At 64.5% G+C, this 22,405-nt stretch carries 25 protein-coding genes; 7 read left to right on the plus strand and 18 right to left on the minus strand.

Annotated elements, in window-relative coordinates; all coding sequences use genetic code 11:
• The first annotated feature begins 127 nt into the window (after window positions 1-127).
• Together AC1DX5_RS18155 and AC1DX5_RS18160 are read left to right on the plus strand one after the other, a co-directional pair.
• On the plus strand, window positions 128-592 hold the full coding sequence (locus tag AC1DX5_RS18155; RefSeq protein ID WP_465172835.1) for a hypothetical protein: 465 nt from the start codon (window positions 128-130) through the stop codon (window positions 590-592).
• Window positions 593-595: 3 nt separating this feature from the next.
• Window positions 596-808, plus strand: coding sequence for a helix-turn-helix transcriptional regulator (locus AC1DX5_RS18160; protein ID WP_465172834.1), 213 nt, complete (start codon window positions 596-598; stop codon window positions 806-808).
• A 22-nt stretch (window positions 809-830) separates the two neighbouring features.
• Here the strand turns inward: AC1DX5_RS18160 and AC1DX5_RS18165 are convergent, their stop codons facing one another.
• From AC1DX5_RS18165 to AC1DX5_RS18185, 5 genes are all read right to left on the minus strand, one after another.
• Window positions 831-1,271 carry a hypothetical protein gene (locus tag AC1DX5_RS18165; RefSeq protein WP_465172833.1) on the minus strand — a complete coding sequence of 147 codons (441 nt, stop codon included), beginning with the start codon at window positions 1,269-1,271 and terminating at the stop codon, window positions 831-833.
• Between the two features lie 87 nt (window positions 1,272-1,358).
• Window positions 1,359-1,640, minus strand: coding sequence for a DUF427 domain-containing protein (locus AC1DX5_RS18170; protein ID WP_465172832.1), 282 nt, complete (start codon window positions 1,638-1,640; stop codon window positions 1,359-1,361).
• 15 nt (window positions 1,641-1,655) lie between these two features.
• A complete protein-coding gene (locus AC1DX5_RS18175; RefSeq protein ID WP_478016608.1) occupies window positions 1,656-2,006 on the minus strand; it encodes an arsenate reductase in 351 nt (116 codons plus the stop codon).
• 42 nt (window positions 2,007-2,048) lie between these two features.
• Window positions 2,049-2,840, minus strand: a complete 792-nt coding sequence (locus AC1DX5_RS18180; RefSeq protein WP_478016609.1) for a class I SAM-dependent methyltransferase — start codon at window positions 2,838-2,840, stop codon at window positions 2,049-2,051.
• A 203-nt stretch (window positions 2,841-3,043) separates the two neighbouring features.
• On the minus strand, window positions 3,044-3,472 hold the full coding sequence (locus tag AC1DX5_RS18185) for a GNAT family acetyltransferase (protein WP_478016610.1): 429 nt from the start codon (window positions 3,470-3,472) through the stop codon (window positions 3,044-3,046).
• Window positions 3,473-4,659: 1,187 nt separating this feature from the next.
• Between AC1DX5_RS18185 and AC1DX5_RS18190 the strand changes: the two genes are divergently transcribed.
• Window positions 4,660-5,883, plus strand: a complete 1,224-nt coding sequence (locus tag AC1DX5_RS18190; RefSeq protein WP_478016611.1) for an NAD(P)/FAD-dependent oxidoreductase — start codon at window positions 4,660-4,662, stop codon at window positions 5,881-5,883.
• A gap of 189 nt (window positions 5,884-6,072) precedes the next feature.
• Here AC1DX5_RS18190 and AC1DX5_RS18195 read toward each other — a convergent pair whose 3' ends face one another.
• From AC1DX5_RS18195 to AC1DX5_RS18215, 5 genes are all read right to left on the minus strand, one after another.
• Window positions 6,073-6,501: a GFA family protein gene (locus AC1DX5_RS18195; RefSeq protein ID WP_465172827.1), complete on the minus strand. Its 429-nt coding sequence runs from the start codon at window positions 6,499-6,501 to the stop codon at window positions 6,073-6,075.
• A gap of 62 nt (window positions 6,502-6,563) precedes the next feature.
• A complete protein-coding gene (locus tag AC1DX5_RS18200) occupies window positions 6,564-7,046 on the minus strand; it encodes an SRPBCC family protein (protein WP_478016612.1) in 483 nt (160 codons plus the stop codon).
• The gene (locus AC1DX5_RS18205) at window positions 7,043-7,372 is read right to left on the minus strand and encodes an ArsR/SmtB family transcription factor (RefSeq protein ID WP_465172825.1); all 330 of its coding nucleotides are present in this window, start codon (window positions 7,370-7,372) and stop codon (window positions 7,043-7,045) included. The genes AC1DX5_RS18200 and AC1DX5_RS18205 overlap by 4 nt, the downstream gene beginning before the upstream one ends.
• Window positions 7,373-7,425: 53 nt before the next feature.
• Window positions 7,426-8,583 carry a serine hydrolase domain-containing protein gene (locus AC1DX5_RS18210; RefSeq protein WP_478016613.1) on the minus strand — a complete coding sequence of 386 codons (1,158 nt, stop codon included), beginning with the start codon at window positions 8,581-8,583 and terminating at the stop codon, window positions 7,426-7,428.
• Window positions 8,584-8,648: 65 nt separating this feature from the next.
• Window positions 8,649-9,902, minus strand: coding sequence for a Xaa-Pro dipeptidase (locus AC1DX5_RS18215; RefSeq protein WP_478016614.1), 1,254 nt, complete (start codon window positions 9,900-9,902; stop codon window positions 8,649-8,651).
• A gap of 164 nt (window positions 9,903-10,066) precedes the next feature.
• Here AC1DX5_RS18215 and AC1DX5_RS18220 point away from each other — a divergent pair, with 164 nt between their 5' ends.
• Together AC1DX5_RS18220 and AC1DX5_RS18225 are read left to right on the plus strand one after the other, a co-directional pair.
• Window positions 10,067-10,309, plus strand: a complete 243-nt coding sequence (locus tag AC1DX5_RS18220; protein ID WP_478016615.1) for a type II toxin-antitoxin system Phd/YefM family antitoxin — start codon at window positions 10,067-10,069, stop codon at window positions 10,307-10,309.
• The gene (locus AC1DX5_RS18225; RefSeq protein ID WP_478016616.1) at window positions 10,309-10,737 is read left to right on the plus strand and encodes a type II toxin-antitoxin system VapC family toxin; all 429 of its coding nucleotides are present in this window, start codon (window positions 10,309-10,311) and stop codon (window positions 10,735-10,737) included. Before AC1DX5_RS18220 ends, AC1DX5_RS18225 begins: the two co-directional genes overlap by 1 nt.
• Window positions 10,738-10,745: 8 nt before the next feature.
• Here AC1DX5_RS18225 and AC1DX5_RS18230 read toward each other — a convergent pair whose 3' ends face one another.
• Window positions 10,746-11,735 carry a c-type cytochrome gene (locus AC1DX5_RS18230; RefSeq protein ID WP_478016617.1) on the minus strand — a complete coding sequence of 330 codons (990 nt, stop codon included), beginning with the start codon at window positions 11,733-11,735 and terminating at the stop codon, window positions 10,746-10,748.
• Window positions 11,736-12,161: 426 nt separating this feature from the next.
• On the opposite strand from AC1DX5_RS18230, the gene AC1DX5_RS18235 reads away from it, so the two are divergent.
• Complete coding sequence (locus AC1DX5_RS18235; RefSeq protein WP_478016618.1) at window positions 12,162-13,640, plus strand: FAD-dependent oxidoreductase; 1,479 nt, start codon at window positions 12,162-12,164, stop codon at window positions 13,638-13,640.
• A 151-nt stretch (window positions 13,641-13,791) separates the two neighbouring features.
• On the opposite strand, the gene AC1DX5_RS18240 is transcribed toward AC1DX5_RS18235, so the two are convergent.
• Together AC1DX5_RS18240 and AC1DX5_RS18245 are read right to left on the minus strand one after the other, a co-directional pair.
• Window positions 13,792-14,004 carry a tautomerase family protein gene (locus AC1DX5_RS18240; protein WP_465172818.1) on the minus strand — a complete coding sequence of 71 codons (213 nt, stop codon included), beginning with the start codon at window positions 14,002-14,004 and terminating at the stop codon, window positions 13,792-13,794.
• A 23-nt stretch (window positions 14,005-14,027) separates the two neighbouring features.
• Window positions 14,028-14,765 (minus strand): SDR family oxidoreductase, encoded by a 738-nt coding sequence (locus AC1DX5_RS18245; RefSeq protein ID WP_478016619.1) that lies wholly within the window; start codon window positions 14,763-14,765, stop codon window positions 14,028-14,030.
• A gap of 94 nt (window positions 14,766-14,859) precedes the next feature.
• Here AC1DX5_RS18245 and AC1DX5_RS18250 point away from each other — a divergent pair, with 94 nt between their 5' ends.
• A complete protein-coding gene (locus AC1DX5_RS18250; RefSeq protein WP_478016620.1) occupies window positions 14,860-15,780 on the plus strand; it encodes a LysR family transcriptional regulator in 921 nt (306 codons plus the stop codon).
• A 227-nt stretch (window positions 15,781-16,007) separates the two neighbouring features.
• Here AC1DX5_RS18250 and AC1DX5_RS18255 read toward each other — a convergent pair whose 3' ends face one another.
• The 5 genes from AC1DX5_RS18255 to AC1DX5_RS18275 form a co-directional block, all read right to left on the minus strand.
• Window positions 16,008-17,216 (minus strand): ComEC/Rec2 family competence protein, encoded by a 1,209-nt coding sequence (locus tag AC1DX5_RS18255; RefSeq protein WP_478016621.1) that lies wholly within the window; start codon window positions 17,214-17,216, stop codon window positions 16,008-16,010.
• Between the two features lie 240 nt (window positions 17,217-17,456).
• The gene (gene treA / locus AC1DX5_RS18260) at window positions 17,457-18,959 is read right to left on the minus strand and encodes an alpha,alpha-trehalase TreA (RefSeq protein WP_478016622.1); all 1,503 of its coding nucleotides are present in this window, start codon (window positions 18,957-18,959) and stop codon (window positions 17,457-17,459) included.
• Entirely contained in the window at window positions 18,956-20,185 is a 1,230-nt protein-coding gene (locus tag AC1DX5_RS18265) for an MFS transporter (protein WP_465172813.1), read from the minus strand. Before AC1DX5_RS18265 ends, treA begins: the two co-directional genes overlap by 4 nt.
• A complete protein-coding gene (locus AC1DX5_RS18270) occupies window positions 20,182-21,219 on the minus strand; it encodes an alpha/beta hydrolase (protein WP_465172812.1) in 1,038 nt (345 codons plus the stop codon). The genes AC1DX5_RS18265 and AC1DX5_RS18270 overlap by 4 nt, the downstream gene beginning before the upstream one ends.
• 93 nt (window positions 21,220-21,312) lie before the next feature.
• The gene (locus tag AC1DX5_RS18275; RefSeq protein ID WP_478016623.1) at window positions 21,313-22,350 is read right to left on the minus strand and encodes a LacI family DNA-binding transcriptional regulator; all 1,038 of its coding nucleotides are present in this window, start codon (window positions 22,348-22,350) and stop codon (window positions 21,313-21,315) included.
• Between the last annotated feature and the right edge of the window lie 55 nt (window positions 22,351-22,405).

Consider the following 22,405-nt stretch of genomic DNA (forward strand, 5'->3'; position numbering starts at 1 on the left):
GTTAGCGCCGCCGCCGATGGGACGCCAGCCACAGCGGGCATCCAGAATGCGGCAATGTTCCCATCACTTGACTCAATGTTAGATATGTTTTACATTGAGTCGCATAAAGTTGACGTTGGAGGCCGTTATGGCGTTTCGGGAAAAGATGATGTGGGGGTCGGTCGCGGCGACGATCGTGATCTGGGGCTGGTATTTCCTGGGGTTCGTCCGGGCACTGGAGGGACCGAGTTTCGATGTCGGCGAGGAGGTGGGCCATTTCATCTTCGCGGTGGTCGCGCTGACCGTCGTGCAGATCGTGGCCGCGATCATACTCGCCATCCTGTCGCCAAAGGAAGCGAGCGCGCCGGCGGACGACCGCGAGCGGGAATTCGCGCTGCTCGCCTATCGCCCGGCCTTCGTCACGCTAAGCGCGCTGGTCGCGACACTCACCGTGGTCGCGCCGCTGACCATGGCGACCGCACCGGCCTGGCTGAACGGCAAGCCCGTCACGCTGGTGCCGATCGTGATCAGCAACGCGCTGCTCCTGGCGCTGGTCCTCGCCGAACTGGTGCGCGCCGGCACGCTATTGTTCCTGTATCGCCGGGGGAGCTGAGGCATGGCCAGCACCCCGATCGTGAACCAGATCCGCACGTTGCGCTTCATGGCCGGCGAGATGACTCAGGCCGATCTCGGCGCGCGGATCGGGATGACGCGGCAGACGATCGCCGCGATCGAAGCGGGCAAATATTCTCCGTCGCTCGAGGCGGCGTTCCGCATCGCGCGGGTGTTCGGCAAGCCGCTCGACGAGGTGTTCCAGTGGGAGGAGTGACGTCCTCCCACCGATATTGCCCTCAGGGGCGCAGATATTCCCGCTTCTTCGCGACGCCGGCGAACCAGATCGAGAAGATTCCGATGACGATGATCAGGATCGGGAAGGGCAGCACCGTCCCCGCGCCCTTCACCGCGATGATGTCCGTCGCGAGGAAGAGATAGCCGAACTGGATGACCGCCGCGACGAGCGAGACGATGAAGAGAATGCGCACCGCGCGCGAGCGCATCAGCAGGCCGATCGCGCCGAGCAGGCCGGTGAGCACCGCAAGCGCGAACACGACATTGTACCAGGCGGGCAGGCTTGCGTAGAGCTTGAGATCATAGTCAGTCGCGGGGCCCATCGCTTCAGCCCCGTGAATGAACTGCATATAGCAGGCATAGCAGCCGAGCGCGCTCCACAGCGCCAGCGCGCCGCCAACGACATAGTACCAAACAGGTGGCTGGTCGCCGTCCTCTGTCATGACCTTCTCCCCTCCAATGGTGAGAGGGAGAATCTGCGCCTTTCGAGGGAGAAAGGCAATGTTTAGCGCCGAATCGGACCTAGCTTTTCAGCGGATCTGGACGCCCTTCCAAAAGGCGAAGCGGCCCTTGATTTCAGCGGCGGCGGGCAACGGATCGGGATAGAACCAGACCGCGTCCGGATTGCGCTTTCCGTCCACCACGATCGACTTGTAATGCGCCTGTCCCTTCCATGGGCAGGTGGTGTGCGAAGGGCTGGCCTCGAGCAGATCGGCGTTGACGCTATCGGGCGGGAAATAATGATTGCCCTCCACCACCACCGTGTCGTCGGATTCAGCGATGACGGCCCCGTTCCAGCATGCGGTCGGCATTGAGTTTCTCCCGGATTATCCAAGCCCTGCCGCATCATAGAGGTCCGGCTTGAAGCCGACCAGGAGCTTGCCACCGGTATCGAGCACGGGCCGCTTGATCATCGAAGGACTAGCCAGCATCAGCGCGATCGCCTTGTCCTCGCCGATATCGGCCTTGTCGGCATCGGGCAGCGCGCGGAAGGTCGTGCCGGCGCGGTTGAGCAGCACTTCCCACCCGACCTGCCCTGCCCAGCCGCGCAGCGTGGCCTCATCGATGCCGGCCTTTTTGTAATCATGGAAGTCATAGGCGATGCCGTGCGCGTCGAGCCAGGTCCAGGCCTTCTTCATCGTGTCGCACGCGCGGATGCCATAAATGGTGACAGTCATCTTGATCCTTCAGCTCTTGCGCCAATCAAGCGTCAATCTCACTCATCTACGCGCAATGATCGTATAGATGGGCCGAATACGATCTCCGTATTTGAAATTGCTCCACGACACCGAGCAATTCTTAAAACCCAGGATGCCGAGATATTCCTGCACAAGCAGGGGAGGCAACCGGAACCAGCCGTCGCTTATACCCTTTGGCTTCAGGCTGCGCGGCATAAACCGCGGATTTCTTTTGAAGTTGCTGGCGAACCTCCCAAAGGGAGAGAGATCGGCAACTATAATAGTCTCGCGGGTTAGGCTTGCAGCATTCTGCAACGCGAGAAACGGGTCTCTCAAATGGAGAAGAATGCTGCCGAAGACCGACACATCCACAGAGCCGATCGACGCGGGAATATCATAGACAACGCCATTTACCATTCGTGCCTTCGACTCAAAGGCTTCATGGCACAACCAATAGCCATTATTGATTTTACGAAGATGGTTCCGACGCTCGCTACGCGCCGCATCATTGTCATTTTCCGCAAATGGAACAATGTCCCAATCATAATTTTCGGAGAGATCGAACGACACGACCTCAGCACCCTGCTTCTCGATGTGAAAGCTCAGAATGCCCGAAGCGGCACCCACATCCAGGACACGCTTTCCCGAGAAATCAAAATGCCCAAGATAGTCGTCGATCGATCCACGCAGATCCCATTCACCGTTGATGGTGCCATAGCCCGGCACATCCATCGTATGATAAAAATAGCATTCATCCAGGGACTTTATCGATCGAGCATGGGCGTACGGGTCCGCGCCTGCCGGACCCTCGCCGTGAGCGTTATCGTCAATCATCACACCCCCAAGGACATCATCTACATTCCGCCCGGCGGCCAAAGCGAGCACGCACCGCACTCGCCCCGCCCGCCCGTCATCCGAAAGCCGTCCGCCACCTATCCGCCAGAACCGGCCTATACCAGCGGCTCACGACTCTCATGCTCTCGAAAGACCTCAGGGATCGCTCCCGGTCCTCGACCGCGTGGAGCGACGCAACATGTTCAATCCTTCAGGAATTTGCCGAGCGTCACGACCTTTTGCCGTTCGAGCCCGAGCGCTTCGTAGAAACCGAGCGCGTCCTGATTGTCGTCGCGTACCATGAGCTGGATCTTGGGGGCGCCGCGGGCACGAAGCCAGGCCTCTGCGGCACCCATCAGAACGCGGCCGAGACCGTGGCGGCGATGGTCGGGCCCGACCGCGAGATAATAGACCCAGCCGCGATGTCCGTCGAAGCCGATCATCACCGAGCCGGAGAGAGGCCCCTGCCCCGTCACCAGCACGGTAGAGGTGGAACCGCCAAGCGCCTGAGTGAAATCGGCGTGAGGGTCGTTCCAGGGGCGGGTGAGACCACAGGCTTCCCATAAAGCGACGACGGCGGCGGCATCGTCGGGCATGGCCTCGCGCGGCGCGGTTTCGGACAGATCGGGCATGGACGCGCTCTCGCCCAGCCGCGCGCGCCGCGCAAGATCGGTGGGGCAAGAACCCCGGTGCAACAATGAGAAACAAGCGATGCCCGTACACCGCTACACCCGGCCTATGAGGCTTTGCGCACCGTTTGAATCGAGGAAAACGACGCTCGCGGGCTGCAAAGTAATGGTGTTGGAGTCGGCGCCGGACCGGCAAGTCATCGCCGATTTATGCGACCCACCTGCGAAGGGGCCGAAATCGGACGGTACTTCGGCCCTGCGCGGCGCCGCAACTATAGGATAGTATCGGTGTTGGAGGACCAAGAAACACCCGACGAACATGCCGGCGCGATCATCCTGACGAATTCTCGCCGAATTCCGCGAGGGGTATCGGATTTTGTTGGAGCTGTAGTTGCGAGTACTCACGGTGCGAATCCTGTTCTTTCGTCTCGGTTTCCCGCGGATCGAGGGGTGAACCGTTTGAGTCGACCTCGGTGCGGAGAATCGCGCTGCCTTGAGTCGCTGCCCCTTTTGCCGGGTTCGCCGCGCGCGGGTTTCCGGGATGCCTTTGGACTTGGTGTCGTATCTCTAAGCCATTCCGCGTTGGATTGAATCGGGGGCCGGGCGTTGGAAATGTCAGCAGGGTCGCTGACATTTTCGGGTTGCGGTCATAGTATAAATATCATTTTATTATAGATAGTTAGCCTCACGCAGAGTGCCGACCCGCGCGACGCCCGGCACGCTATGCGTGTTCGCCGGTTCCCTGATCCGCTGGCCGCGCCGCTGCTGCGGGAAAAGAAGAACGGATCACGCGAAGGCGCGAAGACGCGAAGCGTATGTCGGGGCGAATCGACATTCTGCCCCCCGCCGGAGGCACGCCTATATTTGTTCGCGCAGAGGCGCGGAGGCGCAGAGATCGTCTGACTGGGGCGCACGGGCGGGTCGTGACCACCAGCCTGTCCACGATATCTCCGCGCCTCTCTGCGCGAATCCTCCTCTTTACTGTGCCCCTGCCGATGTGGGCCACGGCCCGCCCAAGTCTACTTCTCTCTTCGCGCCTTCGCGTCGTCGCGTGAATCCACCTTCGCGGTGTCGGATCGCGACGGCGCCCAGACGCGGAGCCAATCCATCGTTGGATGGTTCAGCAGGTGGCGGGACATCCCGACAGCCTAATTCCCGCCGCCAACCAGCGGCGCGATCTTCGGAGAAACATGGTGGACCTGACCGAGCGACGGGATCTTCGCGGCGGCCGCGCGTGCTGGGCGGCGGACGCCGGCAACACGCTGATTTCCGATGAGCTTCCCTCGGGCGAGATCGATATCGCGATCGTCGGCGCGGGCGTGATGGGGGCGATGCTGGCGGAACGGCTGTCCGGCGAGGGCCGGCGTGTGCTGCTGCTCGATCGCCGGCCGCCAGCGCATGGCAGCACGGCCGCCTCCACCGCGCTGGTGATGTGGGCCGCCGATGTGCCGCTGACCCGGCTGGCCGGGACGATCGGTGCGGCGGAGGCGGCGCGGCGCTGGCGGCGGGTGTTCGCGGCGGTGGAGCGGCTGGCGGCGCATATCGATGATGCGGGGATCGAGTGCGGGCGGATCGACCGGCCGGAGCTGTATCTGGCGGGGACATTGCTCGACGAAGAAGCACTGAAGGCCGAGGGCACGGCGCGGCGCGAAGCGGGCTTGCCGTCCGATTATCTGGACGCAGCGGCGGTGGCGGCCCGGTTCGATATCGCGCCGCGGGCGGCGCTGATTTCGGCGGGGAGCTATGAGGTCGATCCGGTTCGGCTGACGCTCGGGTTGCTCGCGCGAGCCCGGACGCAAGGCGCTATGGCCTGTTTTCCGTTCGACGTGACGCGCATCGAGCAGGCAGGCAACGGATCCGTGCTGCATGAAGCGGACGGGCGGCGGATCGAAGCGCGGCAGGTTATCCTGGCGCCGGGCTATGAACGTGCGAGCTGGTTCCTGCCCGCTGCCTTCACGGTCGGGTCGAGCTACGCCATCGCGACCCCGCCGGGGCATGCACCGCTATGGCGCGAGAATGCGATGATCTGGGAAGCCTCGTCCCCCTATCTCTATACGCGAGCGACCGCCGATGGCCGGGTGATCGCCGGCGGCGAGGACGAGGATTTCGATGACGCCCGGCAGCGCGATGCGCTGATCGAGGCCAAGGGCGGTACGATCCGCGCGAAACTGGCGGCGATGATCGCGGTCGAGGACGTAACGGTGGATTGCGTGTGGTCGGCGGCGTTCGGATCGTCGCCGGATGGGCTGCCGGCGATCGGCGCCGCGCGCAACCATGACGGTCTCTGGCTGGCGAGCGGGTTCGGCGGAAACGGGGTGAGCTTTGCCGCGCTGGGGGCTGAACTGATCGTGGCGGAGCTTGGCGGGGCTGCCGATGCGGATGCCGGGTGTTTTGATCCCTATCGGTTTGGGTAATCGGCAAGATGCACCGCGGTTCGCTGTTTCGCATGTAGCCTTCCCCGGCGGAGGCCGGGGTCCAGTTGGGAATGGAAGAGAACGGGCGAAGCGCCCATTTTAACGGTCCCCCAACTGGACCCCGGCCTCCGCCGGGGAAGAACCATGGTGGGGCCGCCATCTAACCAAGCAATCCCTTCCGAAGGGCTTTCAGCGCTCGCCCGGCTTCGGCGGCATCCCGGCAAACGCCACAAGCGCCGGATCGAGCAGGTCCCAGGCAAGAGCGCGCGCTGCATAGGTCACGGCCTGGGGTTGGAAGCGGCCCGGATCGTCCAGGCCGGTGGCATGGATAGTGAACAGATCGGGCATGGCGCTGAAGGTCAGATACACCGGCGATCCGCAGGTAGCGCAGAAACCGTGCGTCTTCGCATTGCCGCTGTCGGCGACGATGCCCCAATGCGTGGCATCGCCCTTCAAGGCCACGTCAGCGCGCTGCGGGAAGGTGAGATAGGAACCGTGGCCGGTGCCGCTCTTGTGCTGGCAATCCCGGCATTGGCAATGGTTCTGGAAGATCGGTTCGGCGGCGATCTCGTAACGGATGGCGCCGCACGCGCATCCCCCGGTATAGGGCTCGCTCATTCTCTCTCTCTCTCTCTCTCTCTCTCTCGTTCTGCAGAGGGTTGGGGGCGTGATCGCGCCTTTTACGAGTCGAGCTCACCGGCGACCTGAACCATGTTGGGCACGACCTTCTTCCAGCCCTGGCTCATCTTGGAGAAGGYGCTTTCGTTCGTCGGCAGCACGAAGCCCGAATGGACCATGCGGACGCGGGTGCCGCCTTCGGCTGGCGAGAGTGTCCAGGTGACGACCGTGTCGAGCGGCGAACCATAGCCCGTGTTGCCTTCGTGCCCGCCCTTCCACGCGAAGGCGAGGCGCTGGTTCTCGACCACTTCGAGCACCTGGCAGCGGATCACGCCGTCCCATTCGCCGGCCGGGGTGGTCTGGAAGGTGAAGCTGGTGCCCACCACCGGCGCGAAGCCGGTCGGTGCCATCAGCCAGCGGCCCATGACGGGGCCGTCGGTGAGCGTCTTCCAGATCGTCTCGGGCGCGTGCGGGAACACTTCGTCGACGACGATGTCGCAGGTTTCGGCCGGGGACCCCGGGGTCATCTGGGCAAGCTGGTTCATGGATCGATTTCCTTGAGCAGGGAGCGGAGGTCGGCGAAACGGTCGCGCCAGAAGACGCCGTAATGGTCCATCCAGTCGACCAGCGGCGCGAGGCCGTCGGGTGTGGCGCGGTAATGGACGTTGCGCCCCTCGGGCCGCTCGGCGACGAGACCCGCCTGTTTGAGCGACTTGAGGTGCTGGGAAATGGCGCCCTGGGTGACGCCGCTTCCCCTGGTCAGTTCGGCAACGGTGATCTCTTTGGCGTTGACGACGCGCTCGAAGATGCCGCGCCTTGTGGGGTCGGCAAGGGTACGCATGACGGTGGTGATGGCGGCGGCTTCGAGCATGGGAAAATCATTAGCGTGCACTAATTGATTAGTCAATGCTAATGCATTAGCGCTCAGGGCGCTGGTGTCACCGGGGCGGTTCTCAGCGCCTTGAGCACGCCGTTCGTCACGGCGGCGGCAGGGCCGTCTCCGGTCAGCGCGACAGCGACGATCGTCTTGTCCGCGGGCGACCAGGCGAGCATCGCGCTGACGCCCGGAGCGCCGCCGGCATGGCCGAGCCACATGTCGGCACGGCCGCCATCGGTAACGTCGAGCACCATGACGCCGAGGCCGTACCAGGTGCCGGGATCGAACATCGGATAAAGCTCGCCGAACATCTGCTGCACCGTATCGGTGCGAAGCAGCCTGCCTTGCAGCAGCGCGCTCCAGAAGCGGACCATGTCGGCCGGGTCGCCGGCGATCGGACCACCCGCGCCAGCGCTTGAGGGATCGATCGGATCGCCGCTTGACAGCATCGGCGGGGCGACGTTCGGCGCAGGCTGGCCGGGGCGCAGGGCGATGATCGAGGCGAGACCGAGCGGCTTCACGATGCGTGCATCGATCGCATCAGGCAGTGGGCGGTGATCGACCGCTTCGACGATAACCGCGAGCAGATCATAGCCGCTGTTGGAATAGCGCCAGTTGGCGCCCGGGCAGAACATCGCGCCGTGGCGGCGGAGGATCGTCAGCATTTCTTCCGGCGGCAGATAATGCGGTCTGGCGTGGACGCGCAGATCCTCATTGGCGCTGAACAGGCCGCCGGTGTGAGCGAGCAGATCGCGCACGGTGACGACATCACCGTTCGGCACGCCCTTGATCCAGCGCGAGGCGGGATCGTCGAGCGAGAGCTTGCCCTCCTCGACAAGCTGGAGGACGACCACCGCGACAAAGGCCTTGCCGGTACTGGCCCACCAGAGTCGCTTTCCGGCGGGCGCCTCGATGCGGGTCCAGAGCCCCTCCCCTGTGCGCCCGACCGCGATGCCGAGCGCCTGGGCCCTGGCGGCGGTGCGCATGGTATCGAACAGGCGGTCGAGTTGCGCGGTGGTGGCGGGCGCGAGCGGGGTTTCGGGAACGGTGCCTTCGAATGCGGGCGTGACAGCCGCGTGAAGAGGGCGGCCCTGCCAGACCTGGTGCGCGGCGCAGGTGACGGGCTCGTAATCCTTGGCGAGCGCGGGGCTCGCTATGATCGCCGCGGCCAGGACGCCCGCACCCCACCACATCAAACGCGCCATCAATCCGCCCCGTGATTTGACCCGGACGCGGGGTATCGGGCCGCTTCTGAACGGCGCCGAAACGGTTAGCGGACCAGTCTGCCGCCCTTCATGACGTGATCGACCTTTTCGAGCGCGCCGATATCGGCGAGCGGATCGGCTGCCACCGCGATCAGATCGGCATAATGGCCGGGCGAGACCGCGCCGACATCGGCCGACTTGCCCATCAGCGCGGCGGCGCTGGTCGTCGCGGACTGGATCGCCTGCATCGGCGTCATGCCGAAACGGACCATGTAGCGGAATTGCCGCGCGTTCAGGCCGTGCGGATAGACGCCGGCGTCCGTGCCGTACGCGATCTTCACGCCGGCGCGGACCGCCTTGCGGAAGCCCTCGCGCTGGGCGTCGGTCGTCTCGGTGTTCTTGCGCAAGATCTCGGCGGGCCAGGCGTCGCGCTTGCCGACCTGGTCGATAAAGTCGCCATTATAGATGTCCATCACCAGCCAGACACCCTTCGCCTTGGCCAGCGCGATGCCCTCATCGTCGATCAGCGAGGCATGTTCGATCGAGCGGACCCCGGCGCGGATCGCCAGCTTGATGCCCTCGGCGCCATGCGCGTGCGCCGTGGCATAGCTGCCATTGCGGGCGGCCTCGGCGACGGCGGCGCGCATTTCCTCCTCGGTCAGCTCGGGCGCGCCGGGCTCGGTGCCGGCGGCGAGCACGGCGCCGGTCGCGATCAGTTTCAGGAAATCGGCACCACCCTGGAACAGGCGGCGGGCCTTGACCGTCATGTCGGCAGGACCGGTGACCACGCCCATGCGCATGATCGCGGGAACCTCGACATCGGGCGCCATGCCGGTGACTTCGCCGCCGCCGCCGGGCACGGTGAGATAGGCGCCGGCGACACTCATGCGCGGGCCGTCCACCAGCCCGGTATCGATCGCGTTGCGCAGCGACACGTCGCCGAACGCGCGGAAAGTGCCGACGTCGCGGACGCTGGTGAAGCCGGCGGCGAGCGTGTCGCGGGCGTGCTTCGCGCCGAGCAGCGCGATATCGGCGCCCGAATGAAGCAAGGGCTCGGCGACATTGGCCGATTGTTCGGTGTCGACGAGATGCGTGTGCATGTCGATCAGGCCGGGGAGCACGGTGAACGCGCTCCAGTCGGTCAGCGGCGCGCCGGCCGGCGGCGGCGCCCAGGGCGTCACGGCGGTGACGCGGCCATCGTCGATGCGGATCAGCCGGTCAGTGAGGACCACGCCCTTTTCGGTGTCGACCAGCTTTCCGGCGCGAACGTAGAGGGTTTCCGCCAATAGGGGTGACGATGCCGTTGTCAGGGCCGCCATCCCTAGGATGCGCGCGATCAGCCTGGACGCCATCATTCCCTCCCGCTCGTCGCCGGCAATTGTCTCTAGTTGTTGGACGCTCGTCAAACAGGAAATGACGAGATGAGCATGGAACTATCGGAGGCTAAACGCTATATGACCATCTAGTTGGTCAGGAGCGACATATGGACTCGATTAGTCTGGCGGATGCCAAGGCGCGTTTGAGCGAACTGGTCGATCGCGTCGAAGCGGGGGATTCAATCGATATCACCCGGCGCGGCAAGCCGGTCGCGCGACTTACGGCCATTGTCAGATCGCGCAAACCGATCGACGCCGCCTCGCTGAACGCACTCACGGCGACCATGTCGCCACAGGCCGGGAGTGCGGTCGATCTGGTGCGGTCGATGCGCGACGGCGATCGCTATTGATGCTCTATATCGATACATCGCTGATCGTCGCGGCGCTTTCCAATGAGGCGATGACGCCGCCGGCGCAACGCTGGCTGGCGGAGCAGGATCCAGCGCTGCTCTCGATCAGCGACTGGACCATCACGGAAATATCCTCGGCCATGGCGATCAAACTGCGTACCAGGCAGATCGACCTGGAAGAGCGCGCGGCCGCGATGGCCATGTTCAACAAACTAAGCGCCGAGAGCTTCACGATTCTCGCGGTGACGGGCGGTCATTTCCGCGCGGCAGCCAGATTCGTCGACCAGTACCTGCTTGGCCTTCGCGCGGGTGACGCGCTCCACCTTGCGATTGCGGCGGAGCACGGCGCCACCATGCACACGCTCGACCAGCGGCTCGCCGAAGCTGGCCCCATGCTCGGCGTGCCCACGAAGCTGCTCGACGCCTGATGTCCGGCCTAATGTTTCGCCGGTTTGAGCGAGGCGAGCCCGGCGGCGAGATTCAGCATGTCGGTCTGCGTCATCGGCGCGACGACCGCCTTCATTGGCTCGGCCAAGGGGCCTGAGCGCGCACCGGAGTGGAAGTCGTACAGCTGGCGGGCGATATAGCTGGGCGACTTGCCGGCGAGCGACGGGACCGCGTCGGTGCCGCCGAGATCGTCGCCATGACAGGCCGCACAGGCGGGAATGCCCCTGGCCTCGTCGCCCCGCGCCAGCGCCCTGCCGCGGGCGATGCTGCCGGGCGGTACATAAGCGAGGATCGGGACATGGGCATCGCGTTGCTCGAACCGATCGAGATCGGCGGGCGTTTCGACGATGCGGTCGCCCAGCGGCTCGGTGCCGCCACCGGGCACCAGGGTGAACAGCCAGCCCCTGGCGACGGTGCGCGGTACGGTGGCGGTTTCGATGACCGACACATGGGATCGCAAGGGCAGCTTCGCGAAATAGGCGGCGGCGCTGCGCACTTCCTCATCCGTCGCGGCCTTGCCGATATCCGCCATCCAGTCGGTGGGAAGACGATGCGGAACCGAGGACGTGCGCGCGCCACTTTTGAAATCGGCCATCTGCTGGACGATGTAGGATTCGGGCAAGCCGGCAAGCGGGGCGTTTTCGGGCCGGCCGTCGCCGCTCGGCAAGTGACAGAAACCGCAGGCACGCACGCCCGGCGCGCGGCCGTGCACGACCACTTCCGGCATCGCCGGATGATCGCCGGGATGCCAGTCCGGCACGGCGAACAGGTTGCGCAGATCCTTGCGCGCGAACGATATGGCGCTGCCGGGCACGCGCAGTTGCTCGTTCGCATCCTGTGGCGCCCGCGCGGTGGCCGGGACATTGCCGGGATAGGCCCAGTCGGGTGGTCCTTCCGGCGTATCGCTGGCCCCGGAGGTCGCCAGGGCGCAGGCGACCAACGCAAGGAGCAGCAAGACGTCGCGGCTCATATTCTGCATCGAAAGCCCCCTGCCCCAAGGGGACGGAATTAGGGCAAAGCGAGCCCGGCGGCAATCTCAGGTCAGCGCGGCGGCGGGAAGCATGTGCCCCGGTTCGCGGCTGATCCTCGCGAGCCGCGCGGTCCTCCGTGCGATCCTCACTCCTGCAATGAGGCACGCTGGTTTCACGGCCTGCATTTGACGACGAAAAAGATAGCACCGAAGTCCGATGCAATTCAACCGCTCAAAGTAACAATGTTTTATCGATATCCTTAAATTCGGTTGTAATGATTTTTCCAGATTCTCTCCGTCATCAATCGCATGTCATTGCTATTCAAATTGAGAAAATCGCCAATAACTGCTCAAAAGTCCCAAAACCGGAACATTTTGCAATATTGACTCCGAAAGATCGGCAATATTATCTGAAGAAAACTTGAGGAGCGATCCATGATCAGAAACGGCAAGGATATCGCCGACGGCACCGTCGTCTCGACCGAGGTGTGCATCGTCGGATCCGGCCCCGCCGGAATCACGGCGGCGTGGCACCTGCAACAGGCCGGGGTGAAGGTCACCCTGATCGAGGGAAGCCGCGATTATCGCACCGCCGGCATGAAGGCGAGCTGGCCGGACAAGACGCTGCTCTACCAGGGGCTGGCCGACGGCCTGTTCGCGACCAACGAACCCGAATTCCTGATCCAGCCCTATTTCGGGCAGACCAACAGCGCCTGGGAGCGCGAGCGTATCTATGGCGGTACGTCGGCGCATTGGGGCGGCCAGTCCCGCCCGCTCGATCCGATCGACTTCGAGAAGCGTCCCGGTTTCCCCGGCTGGCCGATCAGCCGCGCTGACCTCGATCCTTATTATGCGGAGGCAGCGGCCTTCTGCAAACTGCACAGCGCCGATTTCACGGCCCATTATTGGGCGAAGGTCCTGGGGGCCGATGTTCCCCTGCTCGCCGGTTTCGATACCGACATGTACCAGTTCATCGGCGCGAATTACCTGAATTTCGCGACAAGGACGTTCGACGGAATCACCATCGGGGAGAGCCCGGTCGACGTGATCCTCAACGCGAGCCTGCTCGACATCGATCACACGCAAGGCAGCGTCAGCGCGCTGAGCGTGGCCAGCATGGACGATCAGGTACCGCCGCAAAAGGCGACTCAGTTCACCATCAAGGCCGATGTCTTCGTGCTGGCGTGCGGCGCGGTCGACAATGCCCGCCGGCTGCTGCTCTCCAATGCAGGCAACGAGCATGATCAGGTCGGCCGCTATTTCCTGTGCCACCCGCTATCGGCCAGCAACGTCATCACCATCACCAAGCCCTATCTGACCGAAGCCCAGACCAGGCTGATGAACGGCGATACGCTTTCCGGCGCCCGCCCGGTCCGGTGGCAGGACGAGAATGGCGTGACGGTCAATGGGCGATTTTCGCCAAGCGCGGACGAGCAGCGCGCACGGGGAATCGGCAGTTGCTGGTTCTGGGCCGGCAGCAGTCGTTATTATTTCGAAATGGCGCCGAACCCGGACAGCCGGGTCACGCTGGCCGATACCGTCGACCCGGTCTTCGGCCAGCAGCAGACTCATATCACCTGGCTGCTCAGCGACACGGACGAGGCGACCTACACCCAGTCGACCCAGATGTTCAAAGCCGCGGTCAACAGCCTGAACGGCGACGTCTATTTGCCGTCATGGCAAAGCGTGAAGAACCAGTTGATCGTCAACGGGCACCATATCGGCACGACACGCATGTCGTCCGACCCGACCCAGGGTGTGGTCGATGCCAATCTCAAGGTGCATTCGCTCGACAATCTGTATGTCGCCGGGTCGTCGGTGTTCGCATCGTCCGGGATCTCCAATCCCACCTTCTCGATCATCACGTTCTCGATCCGCCTGGCCGAGCATTTGTCCGGCGTGTTGGGTAAATAGGGACGCGACATCGCGATCGTCAGCCTGTTCCGCCCACCGTCCTGCACGGTATGGCGGTTAAGGCAAAAGCGGTTCAGCCGGGAGACTCCGGAGGCTGTGGCGGAACAGGCGCTCTCCGCCCGGCCTACTCCTCGCACCGCCCGGACCGTCATCAGTCCCTTGCGCGATAGGCCTCCGGGATGACGAAGACCTCGTCGGCACGGGCATAGCCGCCGTCCCTGACCTCCTCGATCAGCACCATGGTGTGCGGCCGCGCTGCCTCGGAGAAATATTCGACGAGCATGGCAGTGGTGCGGTGGACGATCTCCTCCTTCTGCGCGCGGTTGAGCGCGGCTTCGGGTACCTTGAAATTGGCGAAGGGCATGGAATTTCTCCTGGTGATTATTCTCAGATCACGCCGCCATTGGCGCGGAGGATCTGGCCGTTGACCCAGCCGCCATCGGGGCCGGCAAGGAAAGCGACGACATGGGCGATGTCCTCGGGGGTGCCGAGCCGGCCGAATGGATTCGCCCGCGCGATCGTCGCGACCAGCTCGTCCGACTTGCCGGTCAGGAAAAGGTCAGTCGCCACCGGGCCGGGCGCGACGGCGTTCACCGAGATGCCGCGCGGCCCCAATTCCTTGGCGAGGATATGAGTCATCGCCTCGACCGCTGCCTTGGTCGCGGCATAGACGCCGTAGCCGGGCTGATAGAGACCGACCACGCTCGATGAGAAACTGATGATGCGCCCGCCGTCGCGAAGGCGCCGGGCGGCTTCGCGCATGCCGCGAAAGACGCCGGCGAGATTGGTCGCGACATGCCGGTCGAACACATCGTCTCCGGTATCAGCGATCGGCAGCACATCCATCGTGCCGGCATTGTTGACCAAGATATCGACGCCGCCGAATGCCTCGGTGGCGGCGTCGAACAGGGCGCGCGCTGCGGTGGAGTCGGAAATGTCGGCTCTGACGGCGATTGCACGCCCGCCCGCCTGCTCGATGGCGCTGACGACGTCGTCAGCGGCCGCAGCGTTGCTTGCATAATTCACGACGACAGCGGCGCCGTCAGCCGCCAGGCGTCTTGCGATGGCCGCGCCGATGCCTTTGGAGGCGCCGGTCACGATGGCGATCTTGTCCGATGGGGGCATGGAATTCTCCTTCGGGCGAGAGATAGCGCTCGACATATCGTCGGATAATCCAGCAAATTGCGGAAACACTATCCGCTGAGGACGTACAAACATCATGGACCATCTCGACAGCCTCCGCCTGTTCATGCGCGTGGTCGAACGCGGCAGCTTCAGCGCCGCCGCGGCCGATCTCGGCGTCAAGCGCTCGACCGCGACCGATATGATCCGGCGCCTGGAGACCCGGCTGAACGCGCGGCTGCTCGACCGCACCACCCGACACGTCGCGCCGACGCATGACGGGCAGGAATTCTACCAGCGCTGCGTCACCATCATCGCCGATATCGAGGATGCCGAGGCCGTGCTGCGTGACGCGGAGCCGCATGGCCTGTTGAGGATCGAGGCACCCGCCCTGCTGACGCGCACCTTCCTGTTGCCCGGGCTCCCCACCTTCATGGATCGCCATCCGCGGATCGACCTGCAATTCGGCCAGACGGACCGGCTGGTCGACCTGATCCGCGAGGGCGTGGACTGCGCGATCCGCGTGGGAGACCTGGCCGATAGCGGGCTGGTGCGACGCCGGCTCGGCGCGCTCGAGGAGGTGACGCTCGCCAGCCCCGGCTATCTCGCTCGGCATGGCACGCCGCGCACGCTGGAAGACCTGGACGGCCACCAGATGGTCGGCTTCGTCTCGTCGCGAACCGGCGAGGTGATGCCGCTCGAATTCACCAGCGAAGGGCGGGTAAGGACGATCCTGCTGCCCACTCGCGTGGCGGCCAACCATTCCGACACGACGGCCGACCTCGCGCGCCTGGGGTTCGGCCTGATCCAGGCGCCCCGTTACCGCTTCGCCCGCGAACTGGTGTCGGGAGCATTGATCGAAGTCCTGCCCTACCATCCGCCGACGCCGACGGCCGTGTCGGCGCTCTTCGCGCAAAACCGGCAGCTGTCACCGCGTCTCAGGGTATTTCTCGACTGGATAAGCGGAATCTTCCGCAGCGAGGATTTCCCGAATCACGCTCACTCAACGGTATCTTGACGCTCAATGGCTCGATGAACGAACCTAGAGTAGCTTGCATTAAATCAGAGCCACCACCACCCGTTCGTCCTGAGTAGCCATCGAGTAGCCGCGCAGCGGCGTATCGAGAGGGCGTATCGAAGGACAGGTTCCGCGCGACAACCTGTCCTTCGATACGGGCTCTCGATACGCCTTCGGCTACTCGATCCCTACTCAGGACGAACGGATCAGATTTAACAATCGCCGCTCTATTTTGATCGGTACGGCCCAAACCGCGTCGTGATCTCACGACGCCGATCAGTGTCGCTGAGGACATAGACCTCATATTGCTCGCCACTGGGTGCAACCCGGATCACGACATGGCCGCCATAGCTCTTGTAGATGCTGTCCATGACGGGGCCGATCACCAGGCGACTTTCCGCGCTCATCCCGGTGGAGAAGACGTCCCGATCGCCCGGATAGAGGCCCTTCGACGCCATTCTGGTGACCACTTCCTCGCCCGGCTGCGGCGAGAGCCAGTTCTCCTGCACGATAACGCGGGGCGCCAGGTTTCGGAGGATATTCTCGTTCGTCGAATCCCGGTTCCCGTGGTGATCGAGCAACATCACGTCGACCGGTCCGACAACCGCGGATACCGGCGTCTCGATGTCGCGCCACCAGGGTTGGGTGTAGTTCGGTACGCCGGGGATATCGCCGCCCGAATAATAGGTGAACCGGCCATAGGAAAATCTCAGTACGTTGCTGAACGGATTCTCGTCGAAATGGCAATCCGAGACCGCGCCCTTGGGTATATAGTGTTGCGTCTCGTCGCGTGCGCCGGTCCAGATAATGCCGTTGGACGCGATATTGCGGATGTGAAAGCTCGGGAATGCCGATGCCTGCGCAAGCCGGATCTGGTCGAGCGCGCCCGGTTTCAGACCCGTCACCGCCTGGCCGTGGCCCATCCGATACCCGGTGAAGCTGAGGTAGTTCGCCAGCGACCGCTGATCGGAATCCTGAACGCCATCCACGCCCTTGACGCACTGCCGCAGGTCGACCGGATAGTCATAGGCCGGCGCGGCCCGATCGATGAGCGTGCCGATCGGAATCAGGTCGGCGACCTCGGTAATGCCAGCGAGCCGATAGGCGCCGGTCTTCGACATGGGCTTGCCGGGTGTGATCGTACCCAGATGATCCGTATGGAAATGCGTGATGAGTGCATAATCGAGCTTTGCCGCCTGTCCGGCCGGCGCGAACTGACGAATATAATCCGCGATCCAATAGGCAGCGGAATGTTCCCCGTCCGGGCGGGGCGGGAAGGCTTTCAGCGGGCTTACGCGCTCAACGAACGCCGGATCGGCTTCGCCTGCGTCGATCAGCAATGTCGTCCCGTCCGGGAAGACGAAATAGGTGGCATTGCCTCGCCCGGTGCTGATGTGATGAATGTCGAAATAGCCTTTCGACCACGCCGGAAGCATGTCTACCGCCGCACTGACGGCCGCGGATTTGCTCGACTGAGCGACAGCCGGCAAAGGTGTCAGGCACCCGAGGACAGTCGCCGCCAGCGCAGCGGACGTGCCGCATTCCGCGCCCGGTCGCTTCAGCTGTGCGGCAATGCGACCGAGCGACTTGCGAAGGCTTCGCGACTTCCTCATCCGATCATTCTCCCATCATCGCCTTGCTGTTGACGAAGCGTTCGGCAGCCGTCCTAGGCGAGATCAGCGCCCGCGCTCGCCGGCATCCGACCGCTCGAGCAATTCCAGCGTGACGCCATTGGTCCATCCAAACCCGATCTCGGTGCCGTATTCGCCCCCGCCCCCGGCGGTGCCGCGTTCGACATCGTATTTTTCGAGCAACTGACCGGTCTCGCGGTAATAAGCGTCGATCAGGCGCAGCCACCGCTCTGCGATGGTTTCGGCAAGCGCATCCAGGCCATAGGCGCGGAGGCCAGTTATCGCGACCCATTGCAGCGGCGCCCAGCCGTTTGGGGCATCCCATTGCTGACCTGTCCGTGTATCCGTCGTCACTAAACCGCCTGCCCGCAGCAACCGCCCGAGGGCATCGGCAATCGACGCCGCCCTCGCGGAAGGAGCGACACCGGTGAAGAGCGCGAACCCCAAGGCGGCGGTCAACATGTCATTGCAGGCGCCGAGGTCGAGGTCATAGTCGGCGTAGAAGCCGGTCCGGTCGTTCCAAAGGTGCCGGTCGAATGCGGTGGCGCGGTCGACCGCACGCTCTGCGAACGCTCGGGCGGTCGGAGCATCCCCAAGCGCTTCGGCCTCCGCGGCAATGGCGCGCTCGAGCCCGTAGATCAGGGCGTTCAGGTCGACCGGCAGCAGTCGCGTCGTGCGGATCGTTGCGAGCGTCGCGCGGTCGCCGAGCCAGCGCGAGCTGAAGTCCCACCCGCTTTCGGCCGCGGCGCGCAGATCGCGCCAAAGCTCTCCGGCATCGCGATCGGGCGTCGCGCGCGCCAGTTCGACATCCTCGCGCCAGGACTCGTCGCGCGGCGCGGCGCGATCGTCCCAATAGCGATTGAGCAGCGCGCCATCGGCGAGCCGGACGATACGGCGGTGCGCGCCGGGTCCCTCCAGCATATCCTCGCCCGCCATCCAGAAGGCGTGCTCGATCCGCATCCAGCCGAGGCGCCGGCGCCGCCCCTCCTCGCTCCGGTCCTTCGACAAGGCCGCCATGAGGTAGAATACGGGCGGATGCGAGCGGCTGAGATAATAGCTGCGCGTGCCATTGGGGATGTGGCCGTAGCGAGTGAGCAGGTCGCCAAAGATGGCGATCATGTCCTCGACCAGATCCTGGCGGCCCGACCGGGCGAGGCCGAGCATCGTGAAATAGCTGTCCCAATAATAGAGTTCGCGGAATCGCCCCCCCGGCACGACATGACGACGCGGCAGCGGGAGCAGCGATCCGCCTTCGTCCGACCGGTCAGCTTCGCGGGTCAGGCTAGGCCACAGCGCGACGATATGCTCGGCGAGGGGCAGGTCATCGGGAGGCGGCACGCAAGCCTCGATTTCCGGCAGGACGAAATTCGCGCGGACGAATGCGTCGAGCGCCGCATCATCCGGCTGGATCCGCGCCCAGTCCTTCAGGATTGCCTCGGCCGGGCGACGCGGAATCGCATCGGCGAAGGTCTTGGAGTCGGGGAACAGCCCGCGCTCCTGTACGGCGGCGAACAAGGGTCCCCAGATTTCGGAAGGCGACGGCGTCACGCAGCGACTCCGCTATCCTGTCGGCGGCGGATGATGGGCAGGATCAGCGCGATCAGCCCCAGCGGCACGAGCGTGAAGTAGAAGGCGAGCGTGCCCGGCAGATGCTGGAACACCATACCGGTGATGAACGAGCCAATCGTCCCGCCCAGCGCGGAGAAGATCACGATCAGCCCCATCATCGCGGCGTGCCGGTGGCGAGGAAGCGCACTCAGCGCGACCGAACAGAGCGTCGGGTAGATCGGCGCCAGGAACAGGCCCAGCAACGGAAAGAGATAGGCCGCAAGCGGCGCGTGGAACCAGTCGGTCGCGCCATTCGGGTGCCCGCCATGGGCGAGCGGCAGCGACAGCAGCACGAGCGCCGCAACGCAGGCGAGACATCCCAGCAGCGCAGGCAACCATGCGACACGCCGCAACACCACGCCTGAGGCCAGCCGTCCCACCGCCGAGGCGCCGACGAAGATACTCGCCAGCTGCACGCTCATCGCCGGCGGCAGGTGCAGCACTTCGTTGTTGAAGGTCGGCAGCCAGGTGCCGACGCTTTGTTCGACAAGCACGTAGAAGAACAGCCCGGCGAGGACCGCCACACTGGCGGGCAGGACGGCGAGCCGCGCCATTTCGCCCCAATGCGCACTTTCCGCGCCGGCGGGCGCGGCGGCGGCGCGTTCGTCGATCGGCGTCGCGATCCACACCAGCGACATCACCGCAAACGCCGCGCCCAGCGCCCAATAGATGCGCAGCCAGCCATTGCCGGTGTCGTCGAGCGCAATGAACCAGCCGAACAGCCATACGCCGGCCAGGATTCCGACCATGAACACGCCTTCGATGATGCCGGTGATGCTGGCATGGTCGTTGGAATCGCGCGCGAGCAGGCCGATCGTCGCATAGGTCGCGACCTTGGCGATCGCGAAGCTGAAGCCGATCGCCACGAACAGCGCCTGCATCATGAAGAAGCTGCCCGCGAACGAGACCACGAAGCATGTCAGCGCCATCAGCACCATCATGGCGGTCAGCGCGCGGCGGAAGCCGAACAGCGGCACCCGGGTCGCGACGAGGAAGGAGGCCGCCACCACGGTCAGATCCTTGCACGCCTCCAGCGTGGAGCCCATCGGCTTGGTCGCGTCGAAGTGCCGGATCGATTGCAGGATGACGATGCCCACGCTGTTCATCATCACGCCGAGCAGCGCGTAAGTGAGAGCGAGCGCGACGATGACACGGATGCGGTTCATTTCGGGCTTCCCTGGGCGAGGTGGCGATCGAAGAAGCCGGCGATCAGGCGGAACGCCTCGATGGATTCGGGCATGTCGGGCCACATGAAGAAGGCGTGCGGCAGGCCATCGAAGAGATAAAGCTCGGAGGGCACGCCGGCGGCCGCAAGACGACGATGCGCCAGGGTCAGCGTGCTCGCGGCGAAATCGCGGCCGCCGGCCAGCAGCAGAGTGGGCGGCATGGCGCGGGTCTCTGCATCGGACAGCAGCGGATAGGCGCGCGCGTCGCTCGGCGAAACGCCGGCCAGATAGGGGCTGACCGGCGGCACCATCACTGGCGCCTTGCCGGCAAATGGCCCTGAGAGGACGACGCTGTCGCCCGTATAAGGCGCCCCGGTGCTGCAGAAGGTGCCGATCGCGCCCGGGACGGGAAGCTTCGCCAGATGAAGGGAGGCGGTGGTCTGCGCGACCAGCGCACCGCCGGCCGAGCAGCCATAAAGGCCGATAGCCCCAGGTTGGTAGGTCTTCAGAAGCGCGCGATAGACCGACATCATGTCGTCCGACGCGGCCGGATAAGGATGTTCGGGCGCAAGGCGGTAGTCCACCGTCACCACGCGCACCCGCATCGTCGCCGCGATCGGGATTGCTTCCACCAGCGCCCCGCTGCCCGCGCCCCACAGGAACGCGCCACCATGCGCATTGACCAGAACGCGGTCGCGATTGGCCGGGCTGATGCCTTCTGCCGGCTCGACCACGTCGACGGCGACTCCACCGATCGTCTCTTGGCGGACAATCGTCCTGAAGCGCCGCCGCATCTCGGCAAGACGGTCGTCGTTGAAACGCTGGTAGAAAGCGCGCTGCTTCGGGATGTTTCCGGCGATGTCGGCGGGTGCCGTCGCCGCGTCCATGCGCTTGAGGACTGCCAGCGCTTCCGGGCTAAGCTGGTTCGACGGCGGCATGGTAAAGGCGGGCATCGCCACCTGCGCATCGACGATCGATGGTGCCGCGCCGGACGCGGCAACGGCGAACATCAGTCCCAGCCGGACACCTATCATCGACAACCCCTCCCCAGCCTGCGGGAGCGGATGCTCCTCGCGCCTTTCTTCACGCCTAGGTCGCCATGAAATGCATTTCAAGAAAATAGCTGTTCAGGTCTCGCGGATCACCATTTCCGTCGGGAGCAGGGTCGAACGCGCGCGCGCTCCATCGAGCTGCTGCATCAGTTTCTCGACCAGCAGGGCGCCTGCCACATCGGTCTTCTGATTGATCGTCGTTAGCGCCGGCGTGAAATGTGCGGCCGGCGGTATGTCATTGTAACCAACGAGAGAAAAATCGCGCGGCGCGGTCAGGCCGTGCTCGCGAAAGGCACCAATGGCCGCCATGGCCGCGGTGTCCGAAAAGGCGAAGACCGCGTCGGGGCGCGCGCCGCCAACGAGATAGGAGGAGACGGTCTGCGCGGTGGCGGTGAACGCCATCGACACGATCGGCAGGAAATCGACCGTAATATTCTCGGCCGCATCCGCCTCCTGGCAAAGCCCCTCATAGCGCAGGCGTAATTCTTCATGACGGATATCACCAAGAAACAGCCAACGCTTGCGGGCCCGCTCGCGGAAATATTTGCCCGCCAGCCGGCCGCCACGAATGTTGTCGCTCCCCACCGCGCAATAGCCCGAGTCCTTACGCACCGCCCCCCATACGACCATCGGCACGCCACGCTGCGCCATCGTCCGCAGCATGGCGTCGCGCGTTCCCTGACCGAGGATGATGAAACCGTCGGCGCCGCGGGCGCGGAAAAAATCCTCGAAGGCGCGTGCGTCATCGAGGCCGGGCGGCGACAGCAGCAACTCCTGGTCGCGGATCGACAGCGCTTCGGAAACGCCCGCAAGTAGCTCGAAGATAAAGGGATCGCCGATCGCGCCGTGCCGGTGCGAGGCGAAATCGAGCATCACCGCGACGGTGCCGGTACGCGCGTGGCGCAGCTTCTGCGCGTTGCGGTTGACGACATACCCCTGCTCTCGCGCTACCTGGAGCACGCGCGCGCGGGTTTCTTCGGTGACGAGCGGGCTGTCGCTGAGGACGCGCGAGACGGTCGGCATCGACACATTGGCGAGTCGTGCAATGTCCTGCATCGTCGGGCGTGCGGCGCGCGCGGCGCGCCCCGGCATTCTCGGCAGATCATCACTCATGGGGTAAGACCGTAGGCGAGCGCAGGAGGGTGTGGCAAGCCTGCAACATCTCCTT

It is taken from the genome of Sphingomonas sp. P2_B6, assembly GCF_056404755.1.

Excerpts from the sequence above, each read along its gene's own strand:
- AC1DX5_RS18155 (WP_465172835.1), top strand. The coding sequence starts at position 128 with ATGGCGTTTCGGGAAAAGATGATGTGGGGGTCGGTCGCGGCGACGATC.
- AC1DX5_RS18160 (WP_465172834.1), top strand. The coding sequence starts at position 596 with ATGGCCAGCACCCCGATCGTGAACCAGATCCGCACGTTGCGCTTCATG.
- AC1DX5_RS18165 (WP_465172833.1), bottom strand. The coding sequence starts at position 1,271 with ATGACAGAGGACGGCGACCAGCCACCTGTTTGGTACTATGTCGTTGGC.
- AC1DX5_RS18170 (WP_465172832.1), bottom strand. The coding sequence starts at position 1,640 with ATGCCGACCGCATGCTGGAACGGGGCCGTCATCGCTGAATCCGACGAC.
- AC1DX5_RS18175 (WP_478016608.1), bottom strand. The coding sequence starts at position 2,006 with ATGACTGTCACCATTTATGGCATCCGCGCGTGCGACACGATGAAGAAG.
- AC1DX5_RS18180 (WP_478016609.1), bottom strand. The coding sequence starts at position 2,840 with ATGATTGACGATAACGCTCACGGCGAGGGTCCGGCAGGCGCGGACCCG.
- AC1DX5_RS18185 (WP_478016610.1), bottom strand. The coding sequence starts at position 3,472 with ATGCCCGATCTGTCCGAAACCGCGCCGCGCGAGGCCATGCCCGACGAT.
- AC1DX5_RS18190 (WP_478016611.1), top strand. The coding sequence starts at position 4,660 with ATGGTGGACCTGACCGAGCGACGGGATCTTCGCGGCGGCCGCGCGTGC.
- AC1DX5_RS18195 (WP_465172827.1), bottom strand. The coding sequence starts at position 6,501 with ATGAGCGAGCCCTATACCGGGGGATGCGCGTGCGGCGCCATCCGTTAC.
- AC1DX5_RS18205 (WP_465172825.1), bottom strand. The coding sequence starts at position 7,372 with ATGCTCGAAGCCGCCGCCATCACCACCGTCATGCGTACCCTTGCCGAC.
- AC1DX5_RS18210 (WP_478016613.1), bottom strand. The coding sequence starts at position 8,583 with ATGGCGCGTTTGATGTGGTGGGGTGCGGGCGTCCTGGCCGCGGCGATC.
- AC1DX5_RS18215 (WP_478016614.1), bottom strand. The coding sequence starts at position 9,902 with ATGGCGGCCCTGACAACGGCATCGTCACCCCTATTGGCGGAAACCCTC.
- AC1DX5_RS18220 (WP_478016615.1), top strand. The coding sequence starts at position 10,067 with ATGGACTCGATTAGTCTGGCGGATGCCAAGGCGCGTTTGAGCGAACTG.
- AC1DX5_RS18225 (WP_478016616.1), top strand. The coding sequence starts at position 10,309 with ATGCTCTATATCGATACATCGCTGATCGTCGCGGCGCTTTCCAATGAG.
- AC1DX5_RS18230 (WP_478016617.1), bottom strand. The coding sequence starts at position 11,735 with ATGCAGAATATGAGCCGCGACGTCTTGCTGCTCCTTGCGTTGGTCGCC.
- AC1DX5_RS18235 (WP_478016618.1), top strand. The coding sequence starts at position 12,162 with ATGATCAGAAACGGCAAGGATATCGCCGACGGCACCGTCGTCTCGACC.
- AC1DX5_RS18240 (WP_465172818.1), bottom strand. The coding sequence starts at position 14,004 with ATGCCCTTCGCCAATTTCAAGGTACCCGAAGCCGCGCTCAACCGCGCG.
- AC1DX5_RS18245 (WP_478016619.1), bottom strand. The coding sequence starts at position 14,765 with ATGCCCCCATCGGACAAGATCGCCATCGTGACCGGCGCCTCCAAAGGC.
- AC1DX5_RS18250 (WP_478016620.1), top strand. The coding sequence starts at position 14,860 with ATGGACCATCTCGACAGCCTCCGCCTGTTCATGCGCGTGGTCGAACGC.
- AC1DX5_RS18255 (WP_478016621.1), bottom strand. The coding sequence starts at position 17,216 with ATGCTTCCGGCGTGGTCGAAAGGCTATTTCGACATTCATCACATCAGC.
- AC1DX5_RS18265 (WP_465172813.1), bottom strand. The coding sequence starts at position 20,185 with ATGAACCGCATCCGTGTCATCGTCGCGCTCGCTCTCACTTACGCGCTG.
- AC1DX5_RS18270 (WP_465172812.1), bottom strand. The coding sequence starts at position 21,219 with ATGATAGGTGTCCGGCTGGGACTGATGTTCGCCGTTGCCGCGTCCGGC.
- AC1DX5_RS18275 (WP_478016623.1), bottom strand. The coding sequence starts at position 22,350 with ATGAGTGATGATCTGCCGAGAATGCCGGGGCGCGCCGCGCGCGCCGCA.